Source organism: Pseudomonas sp. AC193 (assembly GCF_979258075.1).
In genome coordinates this window covers 1,437,478-1,450,440 of the sequence record NZ_OZ409832.1, presented here as the reverse complement: position 1 = coordinate 1,450,440, position 12,963 = coordinate 1,437,478, and the positions used below count along the sequence as shown (strand labels likewise).

The 12,963-nt window shown below is 60.5% G+C and carries 9 protein-coding genes; 3 read left to right on the top strand and 6 right to left on the bottom strand.

Annotation, left to right across the window (positions count from 1 at the left end; genetic code table 11):
• Positions 1-106: 106 nt before the first annotated feature.
• The 6 genes from ACZZ0D_RS06755 to speB all read right to left on the bottom strand — a co-directional run bounded on the left by ACZZ0D_RS06755 (position 107) and on the right by speB (position 9,290).
• Positions 107-1,030: a 1-aminocyclopropane-1-carboxylate deaminase/D-cysteine desulfhydrase gene (locus tag ACZZ0D_RS06755; protein WP_463552743.1), complete on the bottom strand. Its 924-nt coding sequence runs from the start codon at positions 1,028-1,030 to the stop codon at positions 107-109.
• A 153-nt stretch (positions 1,031-1,183) separates the two neighbouring features.
• Positions 1,184-3,223: an NADPH-dependent 2,4-dienoyl-CoA reductase gene (locus ACZZ0D_RS06750; RefSeq protein ID WP_053121765.1), complete on the bottom strand. Its 2,040-nt coding sequence runs from the start codon at positions 3,221-3,223 to the stop codon at positions 1,184-1,186.
• Between the two features lie 167 nt (positions 3,224-3,390).
• Complete coding sequence (gene betA, locus ACZZ0D_RS06745) at positions 3,391-5,079, bottom strand: choline dehydrogenase (RefSeq protein WP_463552742.1); 1,689 nt, start codon at positions 5,077-5,079, stop codon at positions 3,391-3,393.
• 2 nt (positions 5,080-5,081) lie between these two features.
• The gene (locus tag ACZZ0D_RS06740; protein WP_463552741.1) at positions 5,082-6,650 is read right to left on the bottom strand and encodes a purine-cytosine permease family protein; all 1,569 of its coding nucleotides are present in this window, start codon (positions 6,648-6,650) and stop codon (positions 5,082-5,084) included.
• Positions 6,651-6,759: 109 nt separating this feature from the next.
• Entirely contained in the window at positions 6,760-8,268 is a 1,509-nt protein-coding gene (locus ACZZ0D_RS06735) for an aldehyde dehydrogenase family protein (RefSeq protein ID WP_463552740.1), read from the bottom strand.
• Positions 8,269-8,291: 23 nt separating this feature from the next.
• The gene (speB, locus tag ACZZ0D_RS06730; protein ID WP_463552739.1) at positions 8,292-9,290 is read right to left on the bottom strand and encodes an agmatinase; all 999 of its coding nucleotides are present in this window, start codon (positions 9,288-9,290) and stop codon (positions 8,292-8,294) included.
• A 151-nt stretch (positions 9,291-9,441) separates the two neighbouring features.
• Between speB and ACZZ0D_RS06725 the strand changes: the two genes are divergently transcribed.
• The 3 genes from ACZZ0D_RS06725 to ACZZ0D_RS06715 all read left to right on the top strand — a co-directional run bounded on the left by ACZZ0D_RS06725 (position 9,442) and on the right by ACZZ0D_RS06715 (position 12,637).
• Positions 9,442-10,362 (top strand): LysR family transcriptional regulator, encoded by a 921-nt coding sequence (locus tag ACZZ0D_RS06725; RefSeq protein ID WP_053121776.1) that lies wholly within the window; start codon positions 9,442-9,444, stop codon positions 10,360-10,362.
• A gap of 100 nt (positions 10,363-10,462) precedes the next feature.
• Entirely contained in the window at positions 10,463-11,593 is a 1,131-nt protein-coding gene (locus ACZZ0D_RS06720; protein WP_159815340.1) for a carbon-nitrogen hydrolase family protein, read from the top strand.
• A 3-nt stretch (positions 11,594-11,596) separates the two neighbouring features.
• Positions 11,597-12,637 (top strand): AraC family transcriptional regulator, encoded by a 1,041-nt coding sequence (locus ACZZ0D_RS06715; protein WP_463552738.1) that lies wholly within the window; start codon positions 11,597-11,599, stop codon positions 12,635-12,637.
• Positions 12,638-12,963 lie beyond the last annotated feature (326 nt).

Genomic DNA, 12,963 nt, shown 5'->3' with positions numbered 1-12,963 from the left:
ACATGCTGTGAGTCAGGCTGAACTGTGGTGGCTGAACTGTGGTGGTTGAATTGGGGGCTGCTTCGCAGCCCAACGGGGATAAATCCCCTCGCCACAAAAACCTCATCTATCGGGGCTGGAAACCGCGTCTGCCCTGCAGGCCGCCAGTGTGGATGAAGATAAGTCGTGTGCCGCTGGAAAATTTACCTGACCCAATTTGTTCCTTAAGGGCCAGCAGCGCTTTGCCGGTATACAGCGGTTCCAAGGGCACACCGCTAGCCTGTTCGGTCTGTTCAATAAACGCGAGCAACCCCGGATCAACCTTGGCAAAACCACCTCGGCTGGCATCAATCAATTCATACCCCGCATCCACCCGCCCCGCTTCTCGCAGAATCGACTCAACCTGCGGCGCCACACCGTGATCTTCCGGCACCGCCAACGCACCATAAACCGTATGCGCCCCCGCCTCGGCAAGCACCAATCCCGCCAACGTCGTCCCGGTGCCGCACGCCAGCCACCAGCCGTGGTAATCACTCCAGCCCAATGAATGCAATTGCGCGTCGACCTGCTCTTTAAGCGTCACACAACCCAGCGCACCCGATAATCCCCCGCCACCCTCCGGCACCGCGTGCAACTCTGGATACTGCGCCCGCCATGGCAACCAGAACCCCGGCTCATGCCGCGCCCGGTAACCGGCAAACCCCAACCAATGCAGGTGCATGCCGAACGCCTGCAAATCCTTCACCGTCGGCGTTTCCTGCGCATGCCCGCGCAACAGCCCCACGGTTTTGAACCCCAGCCGTTTCCCCGCTGCTGCCAACGCATGCAAATGATTGGAGTGCGCACCGCCAAGGCTGATGATGCCTTCGGCGCCCACACGGTCAGCGGCTTTGAGGTGTTCGCTGAGTTTGAACCACTTGTTACCGCTGATCAGCGGGTCGATCAGGTCGAGACGCAGGATCGCCACTTCGATGCCGGCGGCGGTCAGCCAGTCCAGATGAAGGGGTTCGAGGGGGGCTTGGGGTAGCCAATCGGAGGGAGGCAAAAGCATTGGCGGCTATTCAATCTGGACAGAGCCAGCATTCTAGTCGCTCATAGGCAGCCATCGCGAGCAGGCTCACTCCTACATTGGTTTTGCAGCGAACACAAAACCTGTAGGAGTGAGCCTGCTCGCGATGGCCATTGGCACTCTAGACCTGCGGAATCAAAGTTCGGCTGCAAGGCGCGAGCCCTGGTTGATCGCGCGCTTGGCATCCAGCTCTGCCGCGACATCCGCGCCGCCGATCAGGTGCACATTCTGCCCCGCCGCGACCAGGCCATCGTGCAGCTCACGCAATGGATCCTGCCCCGCGCAAATCACGATGTTGTCCACCGCCAGCAATTGCGGCTCGCCGGTTTCGCCGATGCGAATGTGCAGACCGTCATCATCAATGCTCAGGTATTCCACGCTGTTGAGCATCTGCACCTGCTTGTTCTTCAAACCGGTACGGTGAATCCAGCCAGTGGTTTTACCCAGACCGTCGCCGACCTTGGTTTTCTTGCGCTGCAACAGGAACACTTCACGCGCCGGTGCATGCGGCGCCGCTTTGATCCCGGCGACGCCACCGCGTGCTTCCAGTTTCGTGTCGATGCCCCATTCTTTCCAGAACGCGGCGCGATCCTGACTGGTCGCAACGCCTTCATGAACAAGGAATTCCGAGACGTCAAAACCGATGCCGCCCGCGCCGATCACCGCGACACGCTTGCCAACCGGTTTGCGCTCAAGGATCACGTCGATGTAGTTCAACACCTTGGCGTTCTCAACGCCGGGAATCGCCGGCAGACGCGGGGCGATACCGGTGGCGAGGATGATTTCGTCGTAGCCGCCTTCAACCAGTTTGGCCACATCAACGCGAGTGTTCAGGCACACCTCAACATTGGTGGTTTGCAGCTTGCGCTTGAAGTAGCGCAGGGTTTCGAAGAACTCTTCTTTACCCGGCACACGCTTGGCGATGTTGAACTGACCGCCGATTTCGCTGGCCGAATCGAACAAGGTCACCTGATGGCCACGCTCGGCCGCCACGGTCGCGGCAGACAAACCGGCAGGGCCAGCACCGACCACGGCAATCTTCTTGATCTGCTGCACCGGCAGATAGTTGAGCTCGGTCTCGTGGCAGGCACGCGGGTTGACCAGGCAACTGGTCAGCTTGCCGCCGAAGGTGTGATCGAGGCACGCCTGGTTGCAGCCGATACAGGTGTTGATTTCGTCGGCGCGGCCTTCAGCAGCCTTGTTGACGAAGTCCGGGTCGGCGAGGAACGGTCGCGCCATGGAAACCATGTCGGCGTCGCCTTCAGCGAGAATCTGCTCGGCGATTTCCGGGGTGTTGATGCGGTTAGTGGTGATCAACGGAATGCTCACCGAACCACGCAGCTTGGCCGTGACCTTGCTGAATGCCGCACGCGGCACTTTGGTGGCGATGGTCGGAATCCGCGCTTCGTGCCAGCCGATGCCGGTGTTGATGATGGTCGCGCCGGCCTGCTCAATGGCTTTGGCCAGGGTGACGATCTCATCCCAGGTGCTGCCGCCCTCGACCAGGTCGAGCATCGACAGACGGAAAATGATGATGAAGTTCGGGCCCACCGCTTCGCGCACACGGCGGACGATTTCCACCGGCAGGCGCATACGGTTTTCGTAGCTGCCGCCCCAACGGTCGGTACGGTGGTTGGTGTGCGCGGCGAGGAACTGGTTAATGAAATAACCTTCCGAGCCCATGATTTCGACGCCGTCGTACTCGGCAGTCTGCGCCAGCACCGAGCAAGTGACGAAATCACTGATCTGCTTCTCGATGCCTTCCTCGTCCAGCTCTTTCGGTTTGAACGGGTTGATCGGCGCCTGAATCGCACTCGGTGCCACTTGTTTCGGGCTGTAGGCATAACGACCGGCGTGGAGAATCTGCATGCAGATCTTGCCGCCCGCGTCATGCACCGCACGGGTGACAATGCGGTGTTTGAGCGCTTCTTCTTCGGTGGTCAGCTTGGCCGCACCAGAATAAACGCCGCCCTCGTCGTTCGGGCCAATACCACCAGTCACCATCAGGCCAACACCGCCGCGCGCACGCTCAGCGAAGTACGCCGCCATGCGCTCGAAACCGCCCGGTTTTTCTTCCAGGCCGGTGTGCATCGAACCCATCAGGGTGCGGTTGCGCAGCGTGGTGAATCCCAGATCCAGCGGGGCCAACAGGTGCGGGTAATGAGCGGCGGTCATCGGTAACTCCACAACGAGCAATCACGGAAAAGTTGCGGGAGCTCTGCGTCCCCCGTCAGTCATGTTCGACAGACTAAGAGCCGCACCGTGATCACTCAATGACCGTAACTGACAACTTAATGATCTAAATGCACACCACCTACCTCGGCGCTGGATCACTCGAACAGCTAAACCCGGACATTGCGCCCTGGCAACGATGTGCGCTGGCTGTTCTCCCAATCCTGCACCAACCCCACCGGCGCCTCTGACGGCGGCAACATCGCCCGCCCGCGCAGCAGATCACTGGCGCGTTCGGCGAGCATGATGGTCGGAGCATTGAGGTTGCCATTCGGCTCGCTCGGGAACACCGACGAATCGATCACGCGCAATCCATCGAGGCCGTGCACGCGCAGGTCGGAGTCCACCACCGCCAGCGCGTCCTCGCCCATTCGACAGGAGCCGCACGGGTGATAGGTGCTTTCGAGGTTTTCGCGAACGAAGGCATCGAGGTCTTCGTCGCTGTTAACCAAAACGCCGGGAGCGATCTCGCTGTCGCGGAAACGATCCATGGCTTTCTGGCCGATGATCTCCCGGGTCAGGCGGATACAGCGGCGGAAACCTTCGCGGTCTTCTTCGCGTTGCAGGTAATTGAACTGGATCTGCGGATGCTCGTACGGATCCGCCGAGCGTGCGCGCACATAGCCGCGGCTCTTGGGTTTGTTCGGCCCGGTGAGCACCATGAAGCCGTGGCCCTTGATCGGCTTGTTGCCGTCGTAACGCATGGCCGCCGGCAGGAAGTGAAACTGGATGTCCGGCCAACGCAAACCCTTGTCCGAACGGATAAACCCGCCAGCCTCGAAATGGTTGGTCGCGCCGAGGCCATCCTTGAACAGCAGCCAGCGCAAACCGATGAGCAATTTGCTCAGCGGATCCATTTTGCCGTTGAGGGTCACCGGTTCCTTGCAACTGAACTGGATGTACACCTCGGCGTGATCCTGCAGGTTTTCACCGACACCGGGCAGATCGTGGCGCACTTCGATGCCGGCCTTGCGCAGCACCTCGGCCGGGCCGATGCCGGAGCGTTGCAGCAGGTGCGGCGAGCCGATCGGCCCGGACGAAACCACTACTTCGCGCCGGCAATAGACCTCATGCGTCTGGCCGTTGTGGTCATAGCTGACGCCGACCGCACGTTTGCCGTCGAGGATGATCTGCCGGGTCATCGCGTGGGTGATCACTGTCAGGTTCGGGCGCGCCATCGCCGGGCGCAAATAAGCGTTGGCCGTTGAACAGCGCACACCGTTTTTCACGGTCATGTGCATCGCGCCAAAACCTTCCTGCATGTAGCCGTTGCAGTCGTCGGTCTTGATGTAACCCGCCTCGGCGCCGGCCTGCACCCACGCGCCGTACAGCGGATTTTTCATGTGGTTGCCGTTGGTGGTGTGCAGCGGCCCGGTCTGCCCGCGATAGTTGTCGCCGCCTGCTTCATAGTGCTCGGCACGTTTGAAATACGGCAGGCAATTACGGTAGCCCCAGCCTTGCGCACCAAGGGATTCCCATTCGTCAAAATCGCAGGCGTGACCGCGAATGTAGACCAGCCCATTGATCGATGAAGAACCCCCCAGCACCTTGCCACGCGGGCAATGGATGCGCCGTCCGTTGAGGAATGGCTCCGGTTCGGTTTCATAGCGCCAGTTGTACTTTTTAGTGTTCATCGGAATCGAAAAAGCGCTCGGCATCTGGATCACCACACTGCGATCGCTGCCACCGAATTCCAGAACCAGCACCGAGGTGTCCGGGTCTTCGCTCAAGCGGTTGGCCAACACACAACCGGCGGAGCCGGCACCGATGATGATGTAGTCGTATTTTTGCGTAGCCATGCTTATCTCCCGGCCGTCGATGGCTTGATTGCAGGCGACACGCGTCGCGTCAGCGAGTCGCCGGTGGTGTATTGCGGAGAGGTTTTTTCGATCTGGCGGATCACGGTTTCTTCGCTCGCCAGGTCGATCGAGCGGCTGAACCAGTAATACGCCAGTCCCGACACGAGCAGCCCGACCAGCCAGGCGATGTCGATGCTGCCCAGCGCTCTGGCAAGCGGGCCGACATACACCTCGCGCTGTTCAACGCCGTCGTAGATGTAGAAAAACGGGATCATCGCGACAAACCCGATGGCGTACGCGGCGATGCCGCGCAGACCCCAGCTGCCGTAGATGTTGCCCTTGGGCATGAAGAAGTGCGGGATGGCGTAGCGGCCCTTGCGCACAAAGAAGTAGTCGGTGAGGTTGACCGACGTCCAGGGCACCAGGAAGTACAGCATCACCACCAGGTAAATCCCCAGCACCGACAAACCTTTGCCCGTGCTTTGAATACTCAGCGCCACGCCCAATTGCAGGAGGATCACGAAGGTGATCGCCAGCACCCGTGCCTTGCGTGTGGGTTGGATTTTTTTGATCGAGTCGACGCACGTCAGCGTGGTCAGTTTGGCGCTGTAGATGTTCATCGCGATCACCGGCAGGATCGCCAGAATCGTGATTACCACCACGGCTATGCCAACCAGTGGCGACATCACATTGCCGACCTGTCCGAGCGCCACCAGCACGTCGGTGGAATGCAGGTGATCGGCGAGCCAACCGCCCACGGAAATCATCCACGCGCCGGACAACGAGGCGCCGACAAACACCACGGCAATCAGCTTGCCGCTGGAGGTGTTCTTCGGCAGATACCGTGAATAGTCCGAGACGTAAGGCGCGTAGGCGATGTTGTAGCTGGCGGCGGCGGCAAACTGCGCGATGAAACCGGTCCAGTTAAACCCCAGTGGCGGTGGCGCGATGTCCCCGGCGGCGAGCACGGGCAGCGGCGCATCCGGCACCCAGCCCATCAGCACGGCCAACGTCACCAGACCGTACAACGGAATCGACAGGCACAACGCCCATTTGAAACTGCGGTGCATCCAGTCATGGCCGAGGATCGCCAGAATCGCCGCCGGAATCGTCACTGCCACGGCAACCAACCATGGCTCGAAACCGAACAGCGTGTGCATGCCCTGCATCATCAACACCAGATTGACGATGTTGAAACCGGCGAACACAAACAGTGTCGCCAGCAGCACCAGAATCACCCCGCGATAACCGAACTGCGCCCGCGACTGGATCATTTGCGGCAACCCAAGGTGCGGGCCTTGCGAGCCATGAAACGCCATGAACAGTGTGCCGAACATGATGCCCAGCGTGCCGGCGAGCGTCGTCCAGAGCGCGGTCAGCCCGACACTCGGGCCAACGAAACCGATGGTCATGGTGAAGAAAGTGAAATTGCCCAGAAACCAGAACGGCCCCTGACTCGATAACTTGTCGGTGCGTTCGTTTTCCGGAATGAAATCGATCGAATGACCCTCGACGACAGGTTTGTCGCCGAGGAGTGACACACCAGGAGCGGCTTTGGCTTCTATGTTCATGATGGGCTCTTATTGTTGGAAGATCATGACGAAGTAACGGCATCCTTTCGGGTTGCCCCTCCCCCGTGGAGAGGGGTTGTTCAGTGCTTTCTCCTTGAGGCTTGCCGGGTCAGGGCAGCGTGATCCAGACCGCTTTGGTTTCGAGCAGATAGTCGAGTTGCTCGGCGCCGAGATCCTTGCCGAAACCGGACTGTTTGTAGCCACCGAACGGCATCGACGGGTCGAGAGTGCCGTGGGCGTTGACGTAAACCGAACCCGCCCGCAAACGCGGAATCAGGCTGTGCACCTTGCCCAGATCATTGGAATACAGCGCCGCCGCGAGGCCGAACGCCGAGTCATTGGCCAGCGCCAGCGCTTCTTCGTCATCGTCGAACGGCGCGGTCACCAGCACCGGGCCGAAAATCTCCTCCTGAACAATGCGCATGTCGTTGCGGCAATGGGCAAAAATCGTCGGTTCTACAAAGAAGCCAGGGCCTTCAATCGGTTGGCCGCCATAGACCAGTTCGGCGCCCTCCTGCTTGCCGGTCTCGATGTAATCGCGCACGCGCTGCTGTTGCACGGCCGAAACCAAGGGGCCGATAAAACAGTCGGGATCCAGCCCCGGGGCGATCTTCAATGTGCGCGTGTAGGCAATCAGTTCACCGAGGAATTGTTCGTAGACGCTGCGATGCACATAAGCGCGGGTGCCGGCATCGCAGACCTGTCCCGAGTTGAAAAACACGCCATTGGCGACCGCTTGTGCCGCCGCCGGAATGTCCGCATCGGCGAAGACGATTACTGGCGATTTTCCGCCGAGTTCCAGCGTCAGTCGCTTCATTTCGTCGACGGCGGCGCGCCCGACCGTACGGCCGACCGGCGTCGAGCCGGTGAAGGTCAATTTGTCGATGCCCGGGTGCGAGGCCATCGCCGCGCCAACCACGGTGCCGCGCCCGCAGACGATGTTGATGACGCCGGCGGGGATCCCGGCTTCCTTCACCAATTCGGCAAAACGCAACGCCGACAGCGAGGTCAGTTCGGCCGGTTTGACCACCACCGTGCAACCGGTGGCCAGCGCCGCGCCGAGTTTCCAGGCCATGGTTTGCAGCGGGAAATTCCACGGCACGATTGCGCCGACCACGCCCACCGCTTCTTTGCGCGTATACGCCAGATAGTTGCCGGGCAGCGAAGGCTCGACCGTACGCCCGTGAAGTTTGGTCGCCCACCCGGCGAAGTAGCGCAGGGTATCGACGGTGCCCTGAATATCGACGTCCTTGGCGAAGGCCACGGACTTGCCCATGTCGATCGATTCGATTTCCGCCAGCTCGACGGCGTTCTGTTCAATCAGATCTGCCAGACGCTGAATCAAGCGTTCGCGTTCTGCCGGTTTTGCCTGGCGCCACGCACCGCCGTCGAACTGCGCGCGCGCCGCTTGCACTGCGCGATCGAGATCTTCGACGGTGCCCATCGGAATCCGCGTGATCAGGCCGGCGGTCGACGGTTCGATGACATCAGCGGTTTTCCCGTCGCTGGCATCGACAAACGCGCCACCGATAAACAACTTCTGCGCCTTGCCAAGGAAGGTTTGCGTTGCTTCGGATACTCCGAATTTCTGCAGGTACTGCTTGACGATCGTGTCCATGTTTATTCTCTCTGCCGGACGGCTCAGGCGGGGGTGGCAACGCTGTCGGCGGCGCGCACTTTGGCCCGTTCGTGGAAGATGAAACCGATGCTGTTCAGCAACAGTTGCGCGGCCAGAATCGAGGTCATGCCGGTCGGGTCATACACCGGCGCCACCTCCACCAGATCCATGCCGACGATGTTGCCTTGGCTGCGTTTGGCCAGCGCCTGAATGATTTCCAGCACTTCGTAATAGAGGAAACCGCCGTGGCTCGGCGTGCCGGTGCCGGGGGCGATGGACGGGTCGAAACCGTCGATGTCGATGGTGATGTAGTAGTTGATGTTCTGCGGGATCAGCGCCAACACGCCTTCCACCCCGAGGCGGCGTACGTCGCGCACCGAGAGGATCTTCGAACCCGCCGCATGGGCCGCTTCGTAGTCATCACGATTGGACGAGGAAACGTTGCGGATGCCCATTTGGGTCATACCGACAATGTGGTTCATTTCCGAGGCGCGGCGCAGCGGGTTGCCATGGCCGTAACGAACGCCGTGGCGCTCATCGACGAAATCCAGGTGCGCATCGAAGTGAATGATGTGAATCGGCCCGCGCCCCTCGAATGCCTTTATCACCGGCGCGTGCACCGAGTGATCGCCGCCAAGCACCACCGGCATGACACCGGCATCGAGGATCTTGCGCACCGCGTATTCGGTGTTGAGATTGCTGGTTACCATATCGGTGTGGACGATGTCGGCATCACCGACGTCGACCATGCGCACATCGGCGGCGGTCAGGTACATCACGTCATCTTCGTGATCGTAGGCACCGGCGTGACCGAAGGAGAACAGCGTCGACGCCTCGCGTATACCGCGTGGCCCGAAACGTGCGCCGGAGCGCCATTGCGTGCCCATATCGTTGGGCACGCCGAGTACCGCGACATCGGCATCAAGCGAGTCCCAGTCGGTGCACACCGGTGATTTGCCGAAGGTGCAATGCCCCACGAAAGGCAAGTTCAGGCGCCCGGATTCATAACCGTTATTGGACATTTCAAGCCTCTCCACTTGTTGTTATCGGCTCGGCGGACTGCAAGGCGACCGTCGTTGCAGTGACTATGGGCGCAGGTTTTCGTGGAAAAAATGCCAAACATCAGATACTCATATCGGCATTACCGATGCATCCACACGCGGGAGGTTCCAGGTGATTCAGCTGCACGATGTCGATTTGAAGTTGCTCAGGGTGTTTGCCACGATTGTTCGTTGCGGCGGTTTCTCCGCAGCGCAGGCGGCGTTGAATGCCGGCCAGTCGACCATCAGCGAACAGATGTCGCACCTGGAAACCCGCCTCGGCGTAAAGCTCTGTCAGCGCGGGCGCGGCGGTTTTCGCCTGACCGAGCAAGGCGTGGCCATTCATGAAGCGACCCAGCGCCTGTTGTCGGCAGTGGAGAATTTCTGCATGGACGCTGACGTGCTCAAGCAGCACATCAGCGGCAAGCTCAACCTCGGCATCATCGACACCACCATCACCGACCCCGACTCGCCGCTGCCACGTACGACTCAGCGTTTCGTTTCTCGCGGCCATGACGTGCATCTCAATGTGTACGTCGGCACCCCCGCCGAACTCGAAGAACGCGTGCTCGACGGCAGACTGCATTTGGCCATCGGCCATTTCCCGATCCATGTGCCGGGCCTGCTGCACACGCCGCTGTATCAGGAAGCGCTGGGCTTGTATTGCGGGCGCCGCCATCCGCTGTATGGCAGCCAGGCCGAAGGTGCTGAACTGCTCGAGGCGATTACCGAGAGTCGCATTGTCGTGCGCGGTTACATGCAGCAATACGATCTTGAGCATCTCGGCGTGAGCAAAGCGGCGGCCACGGTGGATAACATCGAGGCGCTGGCGATCCTGCTGATCTCCGGTGCCTACCTGGGCTTCCTGCCGGCACATTTCGCCCGACAATGGGTCAAGACCGGCGAGATGCACCAATTGGCCCCGGACAGCCTGCAACTGGTCTCGCCGTTCGACGTGATCACCCGGCGCGGCATCGCGCCGCCGCCCATTCTCGAAGCGTTTCTGGAAGACCTGGCGGCCTGTTCGCACCACGCCGTCGGCGCTTTGCAATGAGTGTCAGGCGCAGGCATGGCCCCGTGCCTGCGCCCTCGCCCGGCACTATTGAGGTATCATCGACCCGCGTCACACCATGCACCCGGTTCTGTTGGAATTCATGCGCAAACTTCTGTACCTGACATTTTCCATGGCCCTCGTGGCCGTCCTTGCTTCCTACGCCATGTGGGCGGCAGACCGCCCGGCGGGACATTACCTGTCGGATCTGCGAATCAAACTCGCGGTCGATCAAGGCACACCCGCCGACCGTGGCAATCTCTTGGGCATCCAGCCCGAACTCTACCCCACCGACTATCAAAGCCCCGAGCGCCTGCACCGCAAGCTCGCGGCGTATCTGCAGCAAGCGCAGGATCAAGGCTTGTTGAATGACAAGACAATCGTCGTATTGCCCGAGCACGTCGGCACCTGGCTGATGATCAGCGGCGAAAAAGACGAGCTGTATCAGGCGCCCACGCTCACCGAAGCGATGAACTGGCTGGCGGCGAGCAATCCGTTGTTGTTTGCTCGTGCGTGGCTGACGGCCAAGGGCAGCAACCGACTGAATGACGCGCATCTGCGCATGAAGTCCAAGTCGATGGCCAAGGATTACCAGGCGCTGTTCGGCGGTCTGGCCAAGGAATTTCATGTGACGCTGGTGGCCGGTTCCATCGTGCTGCCCGAGCCGAGTATTCGTGACGGTCAACTCAAACCCGGTAGCGGCGCGCTGTTCAACAGCAGCGTGGTGTTTGGTCGTGACGGCGTGCCGCTCGGCCAGCCACAACGGCAGATGCACCCGATCTTCGATCAACGTGATGTGCTTGAAGGCGAAGATCAACACGCCATCAACGTCGTCGACACCCCGGCCGGGCGCCTCGGCATCCTGATCGGCAGCGACAGCTGGTATCCGGACAACTACCGCAAGCTCGACGCCCAAGGTGCGCAACTGGTGGCGGTGCCGGCGTTTGTCGTCGGGCACAACGTGTGGGATCAACCGTGGGGCGGCTACAAGGGTTCGAGTACACCGAGTTCGGTCAGCCTCAAACCCGGTGAAGTCAGCGAAGGTCAGGCCTGGCATCGCCTGACCCTAACCGCGCAACCGCCCGCCAACAACGCGCTGGCCGGCATGAGCGTGTTCCTGCGCGGGCAGTTCTGGGACAAGTTGAGTTCGGGGCAGAGCTTCCTCAGCAGCAACGGCCAACAGTTCGCCGATGGCGAGGCCCGTGGCGCACGTTTGCTGAACGTCTGGTTGTAAGCCATGAAACCGCAGCCGATGCGTCTGGGCGATTTATCGGTGGGTTTCGTGCACAGCCTCGCCGATGCCGTGCGCAGTCATGGCGCCGATCCGCTGCCGCTGCTGGAGCAATACGGTCTGGATGCCGCGCGACTGGCCGAAGCTGGCGCGCGGTTATCGATTCCGCGCTACATGCGTTTGGGCCATGCGGCGATTCAACTGACCGGTGATGCGGCGTTGGGTTTGCGTATGGGCCAGCTCAGTCGCTTGAGTCAGGCCGGATTGGCTGGCGTCACCGCCGCACAAGCGCCGACCGTGCGTGAAGCGGCGCGTTGCCTGATTCGTTTCGAACCGCTGTACGGCTCCAACTACCGTGGCCAATCGAGTTTTCACGAAGACGCGAATGGCGCGTGGCTGCGTTTCTATTCGATCAGCCCGTACAACGCCTACAACCGTTTTGTGGTGGATTCGATTATCGCTGGATGGCTACATCAGCTCGCCAGTGTCAGCCGTGAACCGCTGCGCGCCGAGCGTATCGAGATCGAGTTCGACGCGCCGGATTACCGCGACGCTTACAGCGTGCTGGGTGAATGCCCGATCCAGTTCGGTGCCGAGCGCAATCAATTGCGCCTGAGCCTGACCAGCCTCGCCCAACGTAACCCCGAACACTGCCCGAGCACCTGGCGGCACTTGTTGCAATTGTGTGAGCGAGAACTGGAACAACTGACCCGCACCCGCAGCCTGCGTGAACGCATCACGCAGTTATTGGGGCCGTTGTTGAATGGTGGCCGGGAACCCGACCTGGAAGAAGTGGCGGCGCGCTTGAAGCTGCCGACCTGGACGTTGCGGCGCAAACTGACCGAGGAAGGCACACAGTTTCGCGCGATCCTCAATGACACTCGCCGTGATCTGGCAATGACCTACATCCGCGACACGGAACTGGCGTTCGGTGAAATCGCCTACCTGCTGGGGTTTGCCTCAGCCGAGGCTTTTCAGCGTGCATTCAAACGCTGGAGCGGCCAGACCCCGGGCGAATTTCGGCGTAGTCACCGTAAAACCGCGTGACGCTTACAGCTCGGTAGCGTCTTCAGCAGGTTCAGGCTGATCCAGTTCGTAGGCGTGAAATTCGAGCAGCTCTTCTTGATAGTCATCCATTGCGTAATCCCCCTACTGCTCTCTGAAAAATGGCCTGATCAATCGACCCATGCCCCGAGCATAAAGTGCCCGTGTGAAGGAAAAATGAAACGCGCCCTTCATGGATAAAACGTAGCAGCAGGTCAGGAATTTATCGCGGGATTATTGTCAGCGGAATGTAACGAAATCTTATGCCTACAGCAAAAACCACTGTGGGAGCGGGCTTGCTCGCGAAGGGGCCGTGTCAGCTAATAAAT